General features: G+C 62.8%; 15 protein-coding genes. 10 read left to right on the top strand and 5 right to left on the bottom strand.

Translation table 11 applies throughout. The features are described 5' to 3' along the window. Window positions 1-19: 19 nt before the first annotated feature. Both KUV72_RS02910 and KUV72_RS02915 read right to left on the bottom strand, forming a co-directional pair. A complete protein-coding gene (locus KUV72_RS02910) occupies window positions 20-1,771 on the bottom strand; it encodes a cobaltochelatase CobT-related protein (protein ID WP_222237372.1) in 1,752 nt (583 codons plus the stop codon). Continuing rightward, on the bottom strand, window positions 1,768-2,772 hold the full coding sequence (locus tag KUV72_RS02915) for an AAA family ATPase (RefSeq protein ID WP_222237373.1): 1,005 nt from the start codon (window positions 2,770-2,772) through the stop codon (window positions 1,768-1,770). The genes KUV72_RS02910 and KUV72_RS02915 overlap by 4 nt, the downstream gene beginning before the upstream one ends. A gap of 148 nt (window positions 2,773-2,920) precedes the next feature. Here KUV72_RS02915 and thiO point away from each other — a divergent pair, with 148 nt between their 5' ends. The 3 genes from thiO to KUV72_RS02930 all read left to right on the top strand — a co-directional run bounded on the left by thiO (window position 2,921) and on the right by KUV72_RS02930 (window position 6,113). Continuing rightward, window positions 2,921-4,096 carry a glycine oxidase ThiO gene (thiO, locus tag KUV72_RS02920; protein WP_222237374.1) on the top strand — a complete coding sequence of 392 codons (1,176 nt, stop codon included), beginning with the start codon at window positions 2,921-2,923 and terminating at the stop codon, window positions 4,094-4,096. Window positions 4,097-4,215: 119 nt separating this feature from the next. Beyond that, on the top strand, window positions 4,216-4,608 hold the full coding sequence (locus KUV72_RS02925; protein ID WP_222237375.1) for a nuclear transport factor 2 family protein: 393 nt from the start codon (window positions 4,216-4,218) through the stop codon (window positions 4,606-4,608). Window positions 4,609-4,640: 32 nt separating this feature from the next. Next, window positions 4,641-6,113, top strand: coding sequence for an NAD(P)/FAD-dependent oxidoreductase (locus KUV72_RS02930; protein WP_222237376.1), 1,473 nt, complete (start codon window positions 4,641-4,643; stop codon window positions 6,111-6,113). Window positions 6,114-6,284: 171 nt separating this feature from the next. Here KUV72_RS02930 and KUV72_RS02935 read toward each other — a convergent pair whose 3' ends face one another. Further along, complete coding sequence (locus KUV72_RS02935) at window positions 6,285-7,181, bottom strand: LysR family transcriptional regulator (RefSeq protein ID WP_206942799.1); 897 nt, start codon at window positions 7,179-7,181, stop codon at window positions 6,285-6,287. A gap of 114 nt (window positions 7,182-7,295) precedes the next feature. On the opposite strand from KUV72_RS02935, the gene KUV72_RS02940 reads away from it, so the two are divergent. From KUV72_RS02940 to KUV72_RS02950, 3 genes are all read left to right on the top strand, one after another. Continuing rightward, the gene (locus KUV72_RS02940) at window positions 7,296-8,798 is read left to right on the top strand and encodes a sodium/glutamate symporter (protein WP_222237377.1); all 1,503 of its coding nucleotides are present in this window, start codon (window positions 7,296-7,298) and stop codon (window positions 8,796-8,798) included. Beyond that, on the top strand, window positions 8,795-10,447 hold the full coding sequence (locus KUV72_RS02945) for an amidohydrolase (RefSeq protein WP_222237378.1): 1,653 nt from the start codon (window positions 8,795-8,797) through the stop codon (window positions 10,445-10,447). Before KUV72_RS02940 ends, KUV72_RS02945 begins: the two co-directional genes overlap by 4 nt. 189 nt (window positions 10,448-10,636) lie before the next feature. Continuing rightward, window positions 10,637-11,686, top strand: a complete 1,050-nt coding sequence (locus tag KUV72_RS02950; RefSeq protein WP_222237379.1) for a CobW family GTP-binding protein — start codon at window positions 10,637-10,639, stop codon at window positions 11,684-11,686. Window positions 11,687-11,845: 159 nt separating this feature from the next. Here the strand turns inward: KUV72_RS02950 and KUV72_RS02955 are convergent, their stop codons facing one another. After that, on the bottom strand, window positions 11,846-13,354 hold the full coding sequence (locus KUV72_RS02955) for a PLP-dependent aminotransferase family protein (RefSeq protein WP_222237380.1): 1,509 nt from the start codon (window positions 13,352-13,354) through the stop codon (window positions 11,846-11,848). A 279-nt stretch (window positions 13,355-13,633) separates the two neighbouring features. On the opposite strand from KUV72_RS02955, the gene KUV72_RS02960 reads away from it, so the two are divergent. The 4 genes from KUV72_RS02960 (at window position 13,634) to KUV72_RS02975 (ending at window position 17,383) form a co-directional block, all read left to right on the top strand. Next, window positions 13,634-14,677, top strand: coding sequence for a TRAP transporter substrate-binding protein (locus tag KUV72_RS02960; protein ID WP_222237381.1), 1,044 nt, complete (start codon window positions 13,634-13,636; stop codon window positions 14,675-14,677). A 56-nt stretch (window positions 14,678-14,733) separates the two neighbouring features. Next, the gene (locus KUV72_RS02965; RefSeq protein WP_224908234.1) at window positions 14,734-15,336 is read left to right on the top strand and encodes a TRAP transporter small permease; all 603 of its coding nucleotides are present in this window, start codon (window positions 14,734-14,736) and stop codon (window positions 15,334-15,336) included. A gap of 2 nt (window positions 15,337-15,338) precedes the next feature. Continuing rightward, window positions 15,339-16,679, top strand: coding sequence for a TRAP transporter large permease (locus KUV72_RS02970; protein WP_222237382.1), 1,341 nt, complete (start codon window positions 15,339-15,341; stop codon window positions 16,677-16,679). 161 nt (window positions 16,680-16,840) lie between these two features. Beyond that, on the top strand, window positions 16,841-17,383 hold the full coding sequence (locus KUV72_RS02975) for a universal stress protein (RefSeq protein ID WP_222161996.1): 543 nt from the start codon (window positions 16,841-16,843) through the stop codon (window positions 17,381-17,383). Window positions 17,384-17,541: 158 nt separating this feature from the next. Here the strand turns inward: KUV72_RS02975 and KUV72_RS02980 are convergent, their stop codons facing one another. Further along, a complete protein-coding gene (locus tag KUV72_RS02980) occupies window positions 17,542-18,318 on the bottom strand; it encodes an IclR family transcriptional regulator (protein ID WP_206942781.1) in 777 nt (258 codons plus the stop codon). Between the last annotated feature and the right edge of the window lie 12 nt (window positions 18,319-18,330).

Raw genomic sequence — 18,330 nt, forward strand, 5'->3', positions numbered from 1 at the left:
TGTGGCGAGTGACACTCCTTCAATACCTTCGTTTAGACAGCATCAGCTCCACCACGTCATCCAGCAGGGTATTGTCCAGGGTCTGACCGATGTCGATGACTCGGTGTCTCGGATAGTAGGGGCTCAGGTCGAGACCGACGCCGAGGCCAACGATATCTATGGGGCCGGAACGACGACCGTTGCCGCCGCTGTACGTCGCCACCACCGAGCGCAGGTGGTGGTCGAGGTAGTGACGATCGTTGGCCAGGTTGGTGGCGCTATCCGAGGGGCTGCCGTCGGAGATCACGACCAGCAGGCGGCGGTTGACGTCGGCGCTCATCAGCCGCTGACAGGCCCATTGCACGGCTTCGCCGTCGATCCCTTCCTTGTAGATATCGGCCTTGAGCAGGGCCGCCAGTCCCAGCCGGGCGCGGCGCCAGGGCTGGCTGGCGTCCTTGATGATCAGATGGCGTGCCTCGTTGAGGCGTCCCGGGGCCGCGGGTCTGCCTGACCTGAGCCAGTCCCGTTGGGCACGGCCCCCATTCCAGGCGCCGGTGGTGAAGCCCAGCACCTCGCTGCTTACCCCCGCCATGTCCAGCGCCCGGGCCAATAGCTCCACCAGGGTAGCGATGGCTTCACCGTGGACCTTCATGGAACCGGAGCAGTCGATCAGCAGGCTGACTTGAGCATCGCTGACGGGTCGATGGCGTTCGCGGAGAAAGACGCGGCGCTCCTGGGGCGATGTCACGATCTGCGACAGTCGGCGCCCGTCGATCACGCCGCTTTCTTCGCCGTCGTTCCAGCCATCTCTCTCCACCACCGACAGATGACGCCGAAAGGCCCGGGCCAGCCGGCGCACGTTGACCTTCTGGGCGGCGAGCCGCTGATCCAGACGGTCGCGGTACTCCACCAGCAGTGCGTGCCGGACCAGGCTGTCGGCACGCCTTTCGCTGTCATAAGCCGTGGTGAAGGCGCGGTAGCGGTTGGCGTCATCTTCCAGTAGACGGCTTTGCCCGCTGAGCGCGACCGGGATCTCTTCCTCCAGGTCATCTTCACTGTCCAGCAGCAGGGCCAGGGCACGGCGAGGATCCTTGTCCTCCTGCTCGCGATCCTGCTGAGGCTCAAGGCCTTCCAGCTGGGCAGCTATCCAATCGGCGATGGCGTGGGCGTGACGCTGGAAGGCCGCTTGATCGTGACGCTCGCGTCGCAGTCCCGCCAGGGCGTGGCCGAGGGCCGGTACGATATTGGCCCGGGTGGCCTCCAGCATGTCCTCGAACGCTTCCAGCATCGGTGCCGCCATCAGCCGCGAGCGACTGATCTGAATCACGCAGAACAGCAACAGTCCGAGGGCAGTTTCGGTGAATTGCGCGTGATGGTAGTCCAGCGACCACTGTCGGAAGCGCTGTTCGAGGTTGCTCGCCATGCCCGGTGCCCCGGGGCCCAGCAAGGCTTCCACTCGGCACTGCTCCAGCCAGTCGTAGATCAGCCGTGGTTCGGGCTCTGCTGGCCGTAGGTGCTGGTGAAGCGCGTCGTCGCTGAAGCGCTCGCGCAGGGCCAGGGCATCACTGACCGCGCGATAGCCGGTAATCGACAGGCAGTCATCGGCAAGCTTGAGGTGAGGGGCCCGCAGGGGGACTCGTCGTTGCCCGTGGTAGAGACGACGGCTGGCGTAGAACCAGCGGCTGTCGCCGGTATGGGCCCGCAGTACCGCCGCCTCGATGTCTTCGAGATATTGCTGGCGCCGTGTTCTGGCCAAGGCGCTGGCGTGGGTCGCATCGCCTGGGGTCGTCATGATGCTGCACTGCCACCGTCGCCGCTGGCGATGGACTCACTCAGTTCCTCATCGAAGCAGCGTTGGTAGAACTCCGCAACCAGGGCGCGTTCGTGCTCGTCGCACTTGTTGAGAAACGACAGACGAAATGCCAGCGCAGGATCGCGGAATATCTCGCAGTTCTCGGCCCAGGTAATCACCGTGCGTGGCGACATCAACGTCGACAGGTCGCCGTTGGCGAAGCCCTTTCGGGTAAGTTCGGCCACCGCCACCATGGCGTCGACATGGCGCCGGCCACGCGCGTTGTCCTTGCTCGGCACCCTGGCGAGCACGATGTTCACTTCCTCGTCCCGCGGCAGATAGTCGAGCTTGGCGACAATGTTCCAGCGATCTACCTGGGCGTGGTTGAGCAGCTGGGTACCTTGATAGAGGCCGTCCTGGTTGCCCAGGCCCACGGTATTGGCGGTGGCGAACAGGCGAAACATCGGGTGCGGACGGATGACCCGGTTCTGATCGACCAGGGTGAACTGGCCATCGCGCTCGAGGATGCGCTGGATGACGAACATGACGTCGGGTCTGCCCGCGTCGTACTCATCGAAGATCAGGGCGACCGGCCGTTGAAGTGACCAGGGCACGATGCCCTCCTGAAATTCTGTGACCTGCACGCCGTCTCGGATCACGATGGCGTCCTTGCCCACCAGGTCGAGGCGACTGATGTGACCGTCCAGGTTGACGCGCACGCAGGGCCAGTTGAGGCGCGCCGCGACCTGCTCGATATGGGTCGACTTGCCGGTGCCATGAAGCCCTTGAACCATCACCCGACGGTTGCGGGTAAAACCCGCCAGGATCGCCAGGGTCACGTCCGGGTTGAAGCGATAGGCCTCATCCATGGCGGGCACATGATCGTCTCGCTGCGTGAATACCGGCACCTTGAGGTCCGAATCGATACCGAAGATCTCCCGGGCGCTGTGCCATTGCTGGGCGGGGAGGCTGTCATCGAGCAGGGAAGGGGCATCGGCCATGGTCGTGTGTCCTGGTGCGCTGCTGTGAAAGTGATGACACTATAGACGTGTTTTAAAAAATAACGCAAATTGTATCGAAAAATGAGATTTCAATGGTTTCTGGCCATCTTGGGATGTGTGGGGCGCCGTGAACAAGGGGGAGAAGCACATGCGGGATGTGATCGTGGTGGGTGGAGGCGTCATCGGCATGATGAGTGCCTGGCGTCTGGCACAAGCCGGCCTGACGGTGACGCTGGTAGAACGGGGTCGTTGTGCCGGAGAGGCTTCCTGGGCCGGTGGTGGCATCGTTTCGCCGCTGTATCCATGGCGCTACAGCGCGCCTGTCTCTGCGCTGTCAGCGTTGTCTGAAGGCGTCTACCCGGCGCTGTGCCGCCAGCTATATGACGAGACCGGGGTCGACCCGCAGTTCACCCGGCATGGCCTGTTGTATCTCGCGGTGGACGATGCCGAGGACGCGCGACAGTGGGCGCAGCGCTTCGGCAAGCCATTGGAGGACATCGACGCCGATGCCATTTGCGGCCTCGAGCCAGGGCTCGCCGAGACCGATTGGCTGCGTCGGCAGCAGGGCGGGTTGTGGATGCCCACACTCGGCAGCTTGCGTAACCCGCGCCTGGGGCGTGCCCTGCGTGCGCGGCTGGAACGGGATCGCCGGGTCGAAGTCCGGGAGGACTGTGAGGTCATTGGATTCAGGCGTCGAGGCGATGACGTGGTCGGGGTAGAGACCGTGCAGGGTCGCATCGATGGGGGGCGCATACTGGTCTGTGGCGGGGCATGGAGCGGCGAACTGCTGCGGCGAGCCGGGGTTGGCCTGGCAGTCAACCCGGTCAAGGGACAGATGATGGTGCTCAAGCCCCCCTATGGTACTCGACCGCTCTCACGGGTGGTGCTGGCGGATGGGCGTTACCTGATCCCGCGTCAGGATGGACGCATTCTGGTGGGGTCCACCCTGGAGCATCAAGGCTTCGACAAGACCACCACCAGCGCGGCACGGGTGTCGCTGTACCGCAGTGCGGTGCGGCTGTTGCCAGCGCTTTCCAGGGCCAGTATCGAGCATCACTGGGCCGGCCTGCGACCTGGCTCTCCTGGCGGCATTCCTTTTATCGGGGAGGTGCCTGGCTGGGCTGGACTCCACGTCAATGCCGGCCATTTCCGCAATGGTCTGGTGCTGGCGCCCGCGGCGGCTCGACTCGGCGTGGAGTTGCTGTTGGGTGAGCGACCCTGCGTGGACCCGGCACCCTATCGGCTTGGGCACGACGCACACCATGTGCAGGATTCGGCGTCACCCGCAGGGCTGGCCCAATCGACAGCGAGCAACTGGTGCTAAGGGACGAGCGCTCGGGGCCTTTAGGCTCGGGGGTAGACGAGGCCAAGAGGGCCTCGCCAACACAATAACGATACTGCTCTAGGCGCTCAGTCGCGCTGTGAACAACAAGGAGAACCTCCATGAGCCAACCCGACGCCCAGTTTCTCGCCGATTTCGCCGATGCGCTCAACCGTCACGATATCGACGCGGTGATGTCGATGATGACCGACGATTGCGAATTCCATGCCGTGGCTGGCCCAGAACTGCTGGGCAAGACCTTTCATGGTCAGGAGCAGGTTCGCGCTGGACTCAGGGCGGCCTGGGAAAATGCCCCGGATGCCCAGTGGCTTGACGGGGTGCATCAGGTGATTGGAGATCGCGGCTACAGCGAGAGCACCTACTGTGGGACCACGGCCGATGGTATGCGCTCCGAGGCTCGCATGATCGATGCCTTTACCTTCCGCGACGGCAAGATTGCGGTGAAGAATGCCTTCCGCAAGCAGCGGCCGGCCACGCCGACTCGTCAGGGCTGAGGGTACCCCATTCGCGATCCGGGAGGAGCGACATGCTGGAGCTAAAGACCGCGGAGCAGCGAGCGTTGGATGCCACCGGCCAGGGGCCGCTGCAAGGCAAAGGTGCGGCGACGTCTGCGCGCGCCCCTTATGATCCTGCCTATGACCCGCTGACGGCGAAGCAGGTGGGTACCGGCTGTGACTATGCGCCCACTTACTGGGTCGCCACCGCCGGCGAGCCACCTGCCGACGACGGCCCCATTGAGTGCGATACCGATGCCGACGTGGTCATCGTTGGCTCGGGTTTCACGGGGCTGACCGCGGCGATCTTCCTGGCGGAGCGCTATGGCATCAAGGCCACGGTACTGGAAGCCAATCGGGTGAGCTGGGGCTGCAGCACGCGCAACGGTGGCCAGGCTCAGTGCGCCTCAGGGCGCCTCAAGCGCTCCCAGTGGATTGCACGTTACGGTCTCGATACGGCGCTCAAGCTGCATCGGGAATGCGTCGAGGGCATGCAGACGTTCAAGTCCCTGATCGCCGACATTGACTGCGATCCACAGCCCGGCGGGCATCTGTATATCGCCCACAAGGATCGGATGATGCCGGGCCTGGAGAAAGAGGCGCGACTGCTGCGAGACACCTTCGACTACGATGCGCGGATCATCGATGGCGACACCGTCAAGCGTGAGTGGGTGGGGGACAGTGAGGCGGCAGGCGCCATGCATGAGCCTGAGGGCATCGGTATTCATGCGGCAAAGCTGGCCTTTGGTTACCACCGCAAGGCACGTGCTCTGGGCGTCAAGGTACACCCGGCAAGTCCGGTTCTGGGCTGGGAGACCCGCGGCGACACGCACTACCTGCGCACACCGGGCGGTCTGGTCAAGGCGCGGGCGGTCGGGATTGCCACCGGGGGCTATATCACCGGTCAGCTCCACCGTTCGCTGCATAATCGGCTGCTGCCGATCCTGTCGAATTCCATGGTCACTCGCCCATTGACGTCCGACGAGATCGAGGCGACCGGGTTTCGCACGCGCCAGGTGCTCACCGACACGCGCATCCTGCGCCATTACTACCGACTGTTGCCCGACAATAGGGTGCAGATTGGCAGTCGCAGCGCGATTTCAGGTCGTGATGCGCCGAAAGAACGCTACGCCGCCATGCTCAAGGCCGATCTTGAGCGCAAGTTTCCGGCGCTGGCCGGTATCGAGATCGACTACTCCTGGTGGGGCTGGGTCGATGTCAGCCACGACATGATGCCGCGGATTCACCAGCCTGATCCCCGGGAAAGCGTGTACTACGCTCTCGGTTACGGTGGAAATGGGGTGATGTACTCGGCCCAGGCCGGCAAGCGGCTGGCACAGTGGATCGCAGGTGAGGGCGCTACCCTGGAGTTGCCGATCTTTACGTCCAAGCTTCCGTTTCCCAATCTGAGAGAGCGCATCGAGTCGCAGGCGTTTGCCCCTTTCCGCCGCGCTGGCCAGCGTTTTCTCTACCGCTACTACTACGTCAAGGACGAATTGCTATGACGCCATTCGGCGACGCCGGTACCACGCTCTTGTAACGTGCGCTGTTGCCTCGCTGGGTCAAGGGAGCCAGGCCGTGCCCATCGGGACGGCCTGGACGTCGTTGTGATGTGGGGCGGCGGACTCGCCATCCCGTTCGCTCTAGAGTGGTCGGACGTGTAAGGCGTCGAACCCTCAATGCTCTGGCGGCAGCTGCTTGTCGAGCCGCTGCAGAAAGGCCGTTTGTACCGGCGTCAGCTCCCCTTCGCGCCAGGCCACCTCCGTGACCAGGCTGTGCTGCACGCCTTCCAGGGGCACCATGGTGACCCCCTTGCGCAGGTAGTTGCTGGCGCACTCCAGATGCACGGTGACGCCAAAGTCGCAGGCCACAAAGGCGAAGATCGTCTCACTGTTGAAGGTTTCCTGCGCCACCTTGGGCTCAAATCCCGCCTCGCGGCAGATCAACTCGAGCTTTTGACGGAAGTGGTGCCACATGCTGTGTGCGCCGAGAATGAACGGCTCGTGGGCGAGCTCCTCCAGGCGGATACTCCGGCGCTGTGCCAGGGGATGATGCTCGCTGACCGCAGCAATGAAGCGGTCGCGCTGGATAGGACGTGAGCACAGGCCTGGGGTCAGCACAGGCCCGGTGACGAAGCCGAAATCCAGATGGCAATCCGTCAGATCCTGTAGCTGTGATGCCGTTGAACCGAAGTGCAGGTCAAAGTGGATATCCGGGTGCAGCCGGCGAAAGTCATCCAGCAATGCCGGCAGTTCCCCGGTGATGGCAAAGTCGGTGTAGCCAATGGCAAGGCGTCCCAGCTCCCCCCGTCCCGCTCGCTGTGTCTTGAGCACCGCCTCGTCCAGATGGCGCAGGATCTGGCGACTCTCCTCCAGCATGACGCGTCCGGGCTCGGTCAACCTGACCTGGCGGTTGTTGCGTAGCAGCAGGGTCTCGCCGATGGCCTCTTCCAGCTGAGCAATGGTGCGGCTGAGAGCAGGCTGTGCAACGTTGAGCCGCTCAGCGGCATGACGAAAGTGCAGGCAGTCAGCCACGGCGACAAAAGCGGAGAGGTGGCGAAGTTCTATGCGCATTGATGCCTCATCGGTATCGCATGAAACCTAATTGATATTATACGAGCAACGACGGTGGTCCTAGGCTGAGAACATCCGCTTCACTTCCAATAACAACCGTCGGGTGAGTCCATCATGCAAGATTCCTTTCATGGGGTAATTGCCTTCGCGCTGCTGGCCTTGATGCTATGGCTTGGCAGTCAGCTGCGCAGCCGCCTTGGCTGGCTGCGAGCCTCGCTGGTTCCCGCCAGCATTGTCGGTGGTCTGCTGGGTTTCTTGGCGCTGTCGCTGGGCCTGCTGCCTGGCTATGAGCCAGGAGATTTCACCGCGCTGACCTTTCACTTTTTTACCCTGAGCTTCATGTCCTTGTGCCTGACCGGAAGCGGGCGCCAGAGCGAGGCCAGCGGTGGCAGCATCTTTCGCGGCGGCATGTGGATGACCCTTGCCTGGAGTATCAGCCTGGGCCTTCAGGGCGTGATAGGTTTCCTCGTGGTCAGCGGCTACGACGCGGTGACCGGCAGTGAGGTCAGCGCCTTTCTCGGTGCCATCGTCACCCATGGCTTCACCCAGGGGCCCGGACAGGCACTGACCTACGGCACTATCTGGGAGAGCGAGTACGGCATCGCCAATGCCGCCCAGGTGGGACTTATCTATGCTTCGCTTGGATTCCTGATGGCCTTCGCACTGGGCGTGCCGTTGGCGCGACGCTATCTGTCCAAGGGGCTGAACGCCAACCGCGCCTCACGCCTGGACGACAACTTCCGTCGCGGCTTCTTCACCCGTGCCGGCGAGGCGGCCGACGCGACCTCCTTGCCATCGATGGGGCGCATGATCTCCCACCCTGGCAATCTGGACTCCCTGGCCTATCACCTTGGTCTGCTGGCGATTGCCTATGTCGTCACGCACCTGTGGCTGACCTTTATCCAGGGGGTGATCGGTGACGCCACACCCTTCGGCATCAACGTGGGGGTGCTGTTCAGTCACAACCTGTTCTTCCTGCACGGCCTGGGCGTCTGCGTGCTGATGCGTATGCTCATTGACCGTCTTGGCCTCGCTCATCGGGTCGATGATGAGACGCTTAAAAGAATTACTGGCAGCTCGGTGGATTTCATGGTCGTGGGCACCCTGATGAGCATCCAGTTTGCGGTGCTTTACGCGCTGCTGGTGCCCATCCTGCTGGTCACGGTGGCCGTCACCTTGTCGACGCTGCTGGGGTGTCTGGTCATGGGTCGGCTAAGTGGCGAGCTAGGGCCGGAGCGAACCGTGACGTCCTTTGGCTGCTGCTGTGGTTCAACCGGTACCGGGCTGCTTCTGCTGCGAATGATGGACGCCGACTTTTCCACCTCCGTGCCCAAGGAGCTGGCCTTCTTCAACCTGGCCATCGTGCTGGCGACGCTGCACCTGCTGATGATCTTCGCGCCGATCGCGCCGTCTCTGGGAGCAGGCACTTATCTGCTGGCCTTTGGTGGCACGGCGCTGGCCCTGGTCGCCTGTATCCCGCTGATGCTGATGTGGGGCCGCCACGGGCGAGATAGTTCGCCATCGTCAGGTTGGGCCGCCAGCGTCGACCAACCTTCATACACCAGCTCACCCGCCAGCCTTTCATCGACCGTGACCAAGGGAGCGTCTCGCTCATGAGTATCGTTGTCTATCCTGCTCGCCGCGTGCTGACCATGAATCCATCCCAGCCCCGGGCCACCCACGTCGCCGTGCATGATGACCGAATCCTGGCGGTGGGCGGCGCCGAGGATATGCCGAGCCATGCCCGCACCGATGATCAGTTTGCCGACAAGGTGATCCTGCCGGGCTTCGTGGAAGGCCACAGCCATGCCCTGGAAGGCGCGATGTGGGACTACCTGTACCTTGGATTCTTTCCGCGACAGGATCATCTTGGCCAGCAATGGAGCGGCCTTGAGACCATCGCCCAGGTGCAGCAGCGCCTGCGCCAGCATGCGGCCACGTTGGACGAGGGGGAGCCGCTGATCGCATGGGGGTTCGACCCGGTCTACTTTCCAGGGCAGCGACTGAGTCGTCGAGAGCTGGATGAGGCCGTCGCAGACCGGCCGCTGGTGATCCTCCACGCCAGCTTTCACAGCATGACGGTCAATAGTGTGATGCTGGAGCTGAGCGGGATCGAGCAAGGCCCGAGGGTGGAAGGGGTACGACTGGATGACCAGGGACGGCCAAACGGTGAGCTGCAGGAAATGGCGGCCATGTTCGTGGTGTTCGATGCCATCGGCAATAACCTGTTCAATGCGGTGGCCTCGCCCCAGGCGCTCAAGCGATACGGGACGATCGCCAGTGCCTGTGGCGTGACCACCATCACCGATCTTTACAACCCGATGACCGACGAGGCCATCGAGGCCATGCGGGAGGCGACCCAGGCCGCCGATTTTCCGGTACGGCTGGTGCCTGCCATGGGGGTATTGGGTTGGTCGGCGGAGGAGGGGATCGCGCGTCTACAGCGTGCCAAGACCTACAGTCATGACCGACTGGTGTTCGGCCCGGCCAAGCTGATGACAGATGGCTCGATTCAGGGCTACACCGCCCGCCTGAAATGGCCCCACTACCATGACGGCCACGCCAATGGCATGTGGAATGCCGACCCCGCCGCCTTGACGGAGCTGGTACAGGCGTACCATCAGGCGGGATTGCAGCTGCATATCCATACCAATGGAGATGAGGCCGTCGAACTAATGCTGGGGGCTCTGACCCAGGCGTTGACGCTGTGGCCGCGCCCCGATCATCGCCATACCCTGCAGCACTGCCAGGTCATCGACCATGCTCAGCTGCGACGTGCTGCCCGGCTTGAGCTGTGTCTCAACATGTTTGCCAACCACATCTACTACTGGGGCGACATCCATCTGCAGCGCACCCTGGGTCCGTCGCGCTGCCAGCGACTGGAGCCACTGGCGTCTGCGCGCCGCCTGGGCATCATGACCGCGATCCATAGCGATGCGCCGGTGACCCCTTTGGGGCCACTGTTTACTGCCTGGTGCGCGGTGAACCGCACTACCGCCAGCGGCCGTCAGCTTGGTGAGCAGGAGGCCGTCAGCGTTGAGGCCGCCCTTGAGATGATCACCCTGGGTGCCGCCTTCACCCTGGGGATGGATGATCGCGTGGGCAGCCTGGAAGTGGGCAAGTTTGCCGACATGGCCGTGCTGGATCAGGACCCGCTTGAACAACCGGCCGAAGCCCTGCGAGACATCAGGGTACATGCCACCATGCTGGGCGGGCGTATCCACCAACGCAAGGCAAGCCACACCACACAGGATGAAGGTTGCTGACTCCGTCGCTGGCGACAGGGTGCCCGGCAAAGGGCAAGAGAGTGCGATGGATACGGCCGCCTGCAATGGGCATCAACAAAGGTAGATGAGATGGTCCATGACGATCTGGCAAGTGGTCCCATAGGGGCTGAGAGGATAGAACGGGCTGAGGGAATAGTTCGGACTGAGGGAATAGTGCGGGCTGAGGTAATGGAAGCCGCCAGGGACAGCCTGGAGCCCGCAAGCATCCATCCGCGGGGCCCAGCGCAGCGCAGTGCGCTCGAGGCGGTTCCGGTCACGGTCATCGCCGGGTTCCTGGGGGCAGGCAAGACCACCTACATCAATCGACGCCTGGCGGCGGGGGACGTGGTGGATGCGCTGATCCTGGTCAACGACGTCGGCAAGGTCAATGTGGATGTGGCATCGATCGACTACCGGAACGATCGCGTTCTGTCGTTGGCCAATGGCTGCGTCTGCTGCACCCTGGGCGGGACCCTGGCAGAGCAGCTGTCCCAGGCGTTGCGGCTGAAGGCCAGGCCCAGTGAGATACTGATCGAGGCCAGCGGGGTCGCCAACCCCTGGCGCATCGGCGACATCGCTCGACTGGCGCCGGGCTTGAGCCTTTCCGATACCGTGGTGCTGGTCGATGCCAGCCAGGCGCGGCGCCTGGCCCAAGACGTTCAGGTCAGCGATCTCTGGCACGCTCAGTTGTCGTCGGCGCGGCGCTTGTTGGTGAATCGTCTACCTCGGGACGAAGGGGATAGAGAACGCCTGCTGGCCTGGTTGGGAAAGCTGGCGCCAGGAGCCACCCTGGTATCGGAAACCGGGGCCTGGGACGATGGTGATGTCGCCGCTCAGTCATGTGGCGGCGCTGACAGCCAGCTTGACCGCACGCTGGCGGGGCCTTCTGAGCATCCGGCGGGCGCCGACGCGTCAGGGGGCCACACAGATCACTCCGGGCTGAGGCAGCGTACCCTGCACTTCACCGGAGCGGTGGCGGCCGATCGACTGGTGACGGTGCTGGAGCGCTACCGCGACTGCCTGTATCGGGCCAAGGGATTTCTCAGGCAGGCCGGGGGCGAAGGGGGCTGGTACAGCCTCCAATACAGCGGATCGCGAGGTCGTTGGCACCCCCATGGCCGTCCGGTGACGGGAGCGGTGTTGGTCTGTATCGGCCGCCAGAGCGAGGCATTTGACGGTCTGATCAAGGAGATTGAACAGCTCGAAGAGCCGCTTGAACATCTGATCGACCATCCGTAGATCGCCACGCGGCCAGCCCGCCAGGGGACACCTGCATGAATGGCTGCGCCGCCGATTCGCTGCGTTGCGGGCGCCTAGCGCCTCATACTGCTCGGCTGGTGTATTCAGCGCTGCCCTAAGGGGCGATGGTGTGGAGCCGACGCTGAAGCGGATGTGCGTTCAGCTGCGATGCACCGGTGTGCTTGCCGCTTGCCGCAGTGAGGGCAGCAGTGAGGCCAGACGCTCGATGCCGGCTTCGATGCGCGACTCGTCGATGGCAGAAAACCCCAGGCGCAGCGTGGGACGCGTCGGCTGGGTAAGGAAATGCACATCTCCCGCTTCAAACAGCACGCCTTGCTCCTGGGCCAGACGCTTGAGCAGCCCGACGTCGGTGTTCTCGGGCGCTTCCAGCCAGAAACACGAGCCGCCAAAGGTGGAGCGGATCTGGAACTGAGGAAGGTGCGCTTCCAGGGCATCCCGCATCAAGTGCCAGCGACGTTGATAGGTCTGGCGTATCTGGCGCAGCAGAGCGTCGTGATAGCCCCGGTCGAGAAACAGCGCCACACTGCGCTGATTGTTGGTCGCTGGATGGCGAAGCATGAGGCGACGCAGGGCGCGCGCTTCAGCGATGAAGGCAGGGGGCGCCACCATGTAGCCAAGCCTCAAGCCTGGCGCCAGCGTCTTGGACAGACTCCCCACATAGATGACCCGACCGCTGGTATCCAGACTCTTGAGGGCGGGGGTCGGGTTGTCGATGAAATTGGTCTCGCTCTCGTAGTCGTCTTCTATCACCAGGAAATTGTCGCGGTCGGCGCGTTCCAACAGCTGTCGGCGACGCTCCAGCGGCAGGGTGACGCCGGTAGGGGATTGGTGGCTAGGCGTCACATAGGCCAGATGGCAGCCGGCAAGTCGGTCATCGATCACCAGCCCCTGGTCGTCCACGTCCACCGCCAGAATATCGTCGGTAAAGGTGCGCGCAATATTGACCATGTCGACGTAACCGGGGTTTTCCATGGCAAAGCGTCGCTGAGGCCCCAGGGTCAGCATCGCGCTGATCCACAGCGCCTGCTGCGCGCCCACCGTCACCAGGATTTCCTCGGGTCGTGCCCAGACGCCGCGGCGTGGCAGCAGGCGTTGATGAATCTGTTCGACCAGCAAGGGGTCGTCTTCACTCAGGTGGTCGGCAGACCAGCGGCGAATCGCCGGCACGCTCACCGAGTCACGACTGCACTCGCGCCAATGCTGGGTGGGGAAGAGGTTGGGATCGATCTGACCGTAGAGGAATGGGTAGTCGTAGTCGAGCCAGTCGGTCGGCTTGGTGATGCAGGGCTGCTGGGCGAGCCGGCGCGTCAGCAGTGATTCCCAGGGCAGCTCGGGTGCGGCCGCAGTGCGTGCGGCAGCGTGATTGTCGGCCCCGGTGGCGGCGACGCGCCCGGCCAGAATGTCAGGATTGACGAAGTAGCCGCTGCGTTCTCGGGCCACCAGATAGCCATCATCCAGCAGCTGGTCATAGGCCAGCATGACGGTATTGCGCGCGACGCCCAGCTCCTTGGCCAGGCGACGGCTGGAGGGAAGCGCTTCTCCAGTCGGCAGATGGCCTTCGATGATCGCGCGGGCGATCTGCTCGCGCAGCTGGCACTGCAGGCTTTCCTTACGGTCGGCGTTGAGTCGAAACAGGGGGGCGCTCATTCCGCTGGTGCATTCCTGATAGTCATTATTGGCATTGTGGGGCGACGAAGAGATTCGCTACCGCTGCTTACGATCCTACAGACAACGCACGCTGTCGAGAGGAGCCGGGGGGCTGGCCCAAACGATGGCGGCGCGTTGGTCCTATGGGGTGCGCGTTTGTCGATAGAGAGTAAGCATCATGGTGAGGCGGCGAAGCCAACATGCCGCCGACCGCCCCTGAAATGAAACACCCGACACAATATTCCGCTCGATGCGGTACAACAATGATGGGAGTTCCTCATGCATATCCAGGCACCCTATACGCACCCCAAGTCCTCACGCGTTCTGCCGCGCGGGCTGGTTACCGGCTTGTCACTGGCGCTGCTGAGCGCTGGGACCACTGTCCAGGCGGCGACCTGGAAGATGGCGCTGGGTGATGCCGCCGGTGGCACCCAATATGAGCTTGGATCGACCTTTGCCAGCCTGATCGAGGAAAAGTCAGGGGGTGAGATCAACGTCGACCTGTTCCCCAACGGTCAGCTTGGCAGCGAGCAAGATACGGTCAACAACGCCAGCATGGGGCTGCTCGACCTGTCGGTGCTGGCGATCAACAATATCACCCCCTTTTCGCCAACGGTGGGGGTAATGACACTCCCCTATGTCATTCAGAGCCCCGAAGATGCCCGCACCCTGACCCAAGGCGCGATCGGCCAGGAAATGGTGGAGAACACCATTCGCGATGCTGGCGTGCGCATCCTCGGTTGGGCCTATTCGGGATGCCGACGGCTGACCAATTCGTCCCATCCGGTAGCAACCCCGGACGATCTGGATGGGCTGGTCATTCGCGTGCCCAAGAACGAGATCATGATCGCGGCCTATCAGTCCTGGGGCATCAACCCCAATCCTCTGGCCTGGTCGGAGACCTTCACGGCGCTGCAGCAGGGCGTGGTCGACGGTCAAGACAATCCCTACATCACCATTGATGCGATGAAGTTCTACGAGGTCCAGGATCATGTGACCGACAGCTGCTATGTGTTCTCCATGGAGCCGCTGATCATCAGCGAAGGCAAGTTCCAGAGCCTGCCCGAAGAACAGCAGCAGTGGGTGTTGGCAGCGGCTCAGGAGGCCACCGACCACAGCTATGACTATCTGCTTGCCCAGGAAGACGCCATCAAGACGCGCCTGGTAGAAGAGCACGGCATGGAAATCACCGAGCCTGCCGATGGCGAACAAGCCTGGATCGAACAGGCCACTGCCATCTGGCCTGACTTCTACGACAGCATTGGCGGCAAGCAAAAACTGGATGCCGCCCTGGCCGCTCTAGGACGTGAACCCGCTCCCTGAATAGCGTCCCTCGCCTGAATGTCCTTGAACCCTCCTGGTGCCCGGTGTCGGGCACCATGGCCGCTGACTCCACTGGCAGGGTCGGCGGCGACTGCTCGGAGGTCGTCGTGATGAAATGTGTCTGGAAGGTGGTGGACAATCTCGAGAACTGGCTGTGTCAGTTGCTGCTGGTGACCTTTGTTGTTCTCCTTTTCGCGCAGATTCTGCTGCGCAATCTGTTCAGCTACTCGCTGCCCTGGGCCGATGAGCTGGCGACCTACGCCTTTGTCTGGTTTGCCTATCTGGGCGCGGTGTACGCCGCCAAGAAGTCTGCCCATAACCGGGTGACGTTTCAGTTTCGCTTCCTGCCCAGGTGGGTGGGGCTTGCCTGTGGTGTGCTGACCGACCTGATCTGGGTCGGCTTCAATCTGGTGTTCATCTGGCTGAGTTACGACTTCGTGTTCCATCGGATGAACGACTTCTGGAAATCCCAGACCCTTGGGGTGCCGATGAAGGTGTTCTACCTGATCCTGCCGCTGGCATTCGTGCTCATGACGCTACGTATCGTGCAGAACAACTATGTGCGCTTTGTTCAGCATCGGGAGCCGGAAGACCCGGAGGCCGAAGCCATCGAGGAAGCACGGATGGCCGCACTGTCACCCTCGGCCGAGGAGAAGTAGCGATGGAAACCAGCCTGATCTACGTGCTGTTTGGCGTGTTCTTTCTGCTGCTTCTGCTGGGGGCTCCGATTACGGTGTCGCTGGGTGTCGCCGCCCTGGCGACGTACCTGTGGCTGGGGGAAAACCCCATGGCCTTCGTCCAGATCGCCTTTACCTCGGTAGGCTCATTTCCGTTGATGGCATTGCCAGCCTTCATACTGGCGGGGGCATTGATGGAGGCCGCCGGCATATCCCGACGCCTGGTCGATATCGCGGAAGCCTTCGCGGGTCCGGTGACGGGGGGGCTTGCCGCCGCCACGGTATTTGCCTGCATGTTTTTCGGTGCCATCTCCGGATCGGGGCCTGCTACCACCGCTGCGGTGGGCATGCTGATGATCCCTGCCATGGCCAATCGTGGCTATGACCGCGGCTATGGTTCCGCCATCACCGCCTCGTCCGGTGGCTTGGGAGTGGTCATTCCGCCGTCGATTCCGATGGTGATCTTCGGGATTTCGGGGATGGGGCTGCAGCCCCCGGCCGAGGCCGTGGCGCAGCATGGCGCCTTCCAGAGTCTGTCGATTCCGAAGCTGTTCATCGCCGGTATCGTGCCCGGCATGGTCATTGCCGGTTGCCTGTTGACCATCAACTATGTGATCTCCAGACGCCGCGGCTATTCGGGGCTCAGTGATACCTGGTCCTGGCAGACCATTGGCCGCAGTCTGAAGCGCGGTGTGTGGTCGATTCTGGCACCGCTGATCATTCTGGGAGGTATCTACAGTGGACTCTTTACCCCCACGGAATCCGCCGTGGTGGCCATTGCCTACACCCTGATCGTCGGCATCTTCCTGCACCGCGAGCTGAAATGGAAACCCACGCTGAAGACTCTGGAGACGACTACCTGGATCACTGGTCGGGTGCTGCTGATCCTGTTCACCGCGACCGTCTTTGGACGACTGTTGGTCGAGCAGCGGGTTCCTGCCGTCATTGCCGAGGGCATGCTGGGATTGACCGACAATCTGTATCTCATCTGGGCCATGGTGATCGCCTTCCTGCTGTTTGTCGGCATGTTCATGGAAACCCTGGCGGCCATCATGATCCTGACGCCCGTTCTGCTGCCCATCATGTACATGCTGGGGATGGATCCGGTGCATGTCGGCATCGTAGTGGTGTGCGCGCTGGCCATCGGCTTCCAGACGCCGCCTCTGGGGGAGAACCTGTTCGTGGCGTCAGGTATCGGAGGATCGTCGATCGAGGAAATTTCGCTGAAGGCGCTGCCATTTGCTGCCGCATCGGTATTCGCGCTGTTCCTGATCGCCTACTTCCCGGCGCTGTCGCTGTGGCTACCCGGGCTTCTTGGCTATTGACGTCGTGCAGGTGCCGCCGGGTCATGGCGGCGTCGCGGGCGCCAGTGTGAGTGTCGCCCTCTGAACTAGCCCTCTGAACTCGCCCTCTGAACTCGCCCTCTGAACCTCGCCGGGAACCGCCACGCCAGCGTCCCGGCCTGACACCCCATAGAGAGGTTGCCATGCCTACCACCATCTCACGTGTGCTGTGTTGCCTTGGGCTCAAGGACGACTGCCGTCAGGTCCTGGCCCATAGCCTCAGCCTCGCCAGCGCCTGCCAGGCAGAGGTTCACGTGTTGCACGCCGTCAAGTCACTCTCGGACGATGTGATGCAGACTCTCAAGGCCAACATTCGCGAGCGACGCACTCTGGATGCGTTGATGGAACAGCGACGCGCACAGGCGGCACAGCGCCTCGATGAGTTTATCGAGGCGCTTCAGCAGGATTGGCTGGGGAGTCACCCAGCAGACAGCGAACAAAGCGGCCGACAGCGCGGTGACAAGGTATCCGCCGACGCGCCGAGCCACATGAGCCTGATCACCGCTCGTGCCGTGGTGGAGGGATATCCGGCGTCGGAAATCATCCGTTATGCCACCCGACATGATTGCGACATGATCGTCATGGCCACCAATAAACGGGGGTTCAGCGCGTCCTACGCCGGCAAGGTCACCAAGGGCGTGATCAAGCGTGCCAGCGTTCCCGTGGTGGTGGTGCCACCGGTGTGAGCCTGTGGAAACAACCTGTTGAAAGAGCTCGTTAAAAGAGCCCTTTAAAAGAGCCCGGTGCAACGTCACGTCACGCCGCGCAGCGTCGGGCTCTTCATGTCCTCGAGCCCAGGGCCTCTCAAGATGAGACGCTTGATGGGGCGCTGCTGGACCGCTTCTCAGCGCTGAAACGTTTCTTGCAGCTGGCCGGCGATACGGCGCATCAGCGGGGCCCACTCCATCAGCGAATCAATGGTGTGGCGCAGTCGCGGGGCGTGGATGGCGAGCGTCGCCTGGATACGGCCCGCTGTGTCGTAGATGGGCACCGCGATAGCCACCATGCCCTGAATAAATTCTTCGTTGTCGGTGCTCAGCTCGTTGGCGGCGATATTCTCAAGGCGGCGTTCGAGTTCGTCGGCGTCGGTGGCGGTGTAGGGCGTGTAGGCCTCCAGCGGCAAGTGCTTGAGCAGCTGGCGGCGTTGGTTGGCGCCCATCAGGGCAAGAAACAGCTTGCCGCTGGCGGTGCAATGCAGCGGGATGCGAGAGCCAGGGGGCAGCTGGATGCGTACCGGCCAGTTGGTCTCCACCCGCTCGTAGTAGAGCACCTCGTGACCCTCCAGCAGGGTCAGGTTGCAGGTCTCGTTGACGTCTTCGGCGAGACGCTTGAGCAGCATCCGGCGCGGAGCCTTCAGGCTCTCGTTGGCGAGGACCCCCATGGCCATCTGATGCAGGCGATCTCCCGGCAGCAAGTGACGGCCCTCTGGGTCCCGCACGATCAGATCCTGTTCCTCGAGCTGCTTGAGCAGTCGGTGGAGCGTCGGCTTGGGGATGTCCAGCTGGCGTTCCAGGTCGGCGGCACTGACGCCATGCACGGCGGTGGCGATGCTCTCGAGCAGCATCAGACCCCGTTGCAGCGTGGAATTGGTCGTGTTGCGGGAGCTGTCGTTGGTCGGCATAGGCGATCCTTG

Origin of the sequence: Halomonas sp. DP4Y7-1 (genome assembly GCF_019800705.1) — a bacterium.
Classification (GTDB): domain Bacteria; phylum Pseudomonadota; class Gammaproteobacteria; order Pseudomonadales; family Halomonadaceae; genus Halomonas; species Halomonas litopenaei_A.

Coding starts and splice junctions, on each gene's coding strand:
- KUV72_RS02940 (WP_222237377.1), top strand. CDS start 7,296: ATGCAAGATTCCTTTCATGGGGTAATTGCCTTCGCGCTGCTGGCCTTG.
- KUV72_RS02970 (WP_222237382.1), top strand. CDS start 15,339: ATGGAAACCAGCCTGATCTACGTGCTGTTTGGCGTGTTCTTTCTGCTG.
- KUV72_RS02910 (WP_222237372.1), bottom strand. CDS start 1,771: ATGACGACCCCAGGCGATGCGACCCACGCCAGCGCCTTGGCCAGAACA.
- KUV72_RS02915 (WP_222237373.1), bottom strand. CDS start 2,772: ATGGCCGATGCCCCTTCCCTGCTCGATGACAGCCTCCCCGCCCAGCAA.
- KUV72_RS02945 (WP_222237378.1), top strand. CDS start 8,795: ATGAGTATCGTTGTCTATCCTGCTCGCCGCGTGCTGACCATGAATCCA.
- KUV72_RS02955 (WP_222237380.1), bottom strand. CDS start 13,354: ATGAGCGCCCCCCTGTTTCGACTCAACGCCGACCGTAAGGAAAGCCTG.
- KUV72_RS02960 (WP_222237381.1), top strand. CDS start 13,634: ATGCATATCCAGGCACCCTATACGCACCCCAAGTCCTCACGCGTTCTG.
- KUV72_RS02935 (WP_206942799.1), bottom strand. CDS start 7,181: ATGCGCATAGAACTTCGCCACCTCTCCGCTTTTGTCGCCGTGGCTGAC.
- thiO (WP_222237374.1), top strand. CDS start 2,921: ATGCGGGATGTGATCGTGGTGGGTGGAGGCGTCATCGGCATGATGAGT.
- KUV72_RS02925 (WP_222237375.1), top strand. CDS start 4,216: ATGAGCCAACCCGACGCCCAGTTTCTCGCCGATTTCGCCGATGCGCTC.
- KUV72_RS02965 (WP_224908234.1), top strand. CDS start 14,734: ATGGCCGCTGACTCCACTGGCAGGGTCGGCGGCGACTGCTCGGAGGTC.
- KUV72_RS02980 (WP_206942781.1), bottom strand. CDS start 18,318: ATGCCGACCAACGACAGCTCCCGCAACACGACCAATTCCACGCTGCAA.
- KUV72_RS02930 (WP_222237376.1), top strand. CDS start 4,641: ATGCTGGAGCTAAAGACCGCGGAGCAGCGAGCGTTGGATGCCACCGGC.
- KUV72_RS02950 (WP_222237379.1), top strand. CDS start 10,637: ATGGAAGCCGCCAGGGACAGCCTGGAGCCCGCAAGCATCCATCCGCGG.
- KUV72_RS02975 (WP_222161996.1), top strand. CDS start 16,841: ATGCCTACCACCATCTCACGTGTGCTGTGTTGCCTTGGGCTCAAGGAC.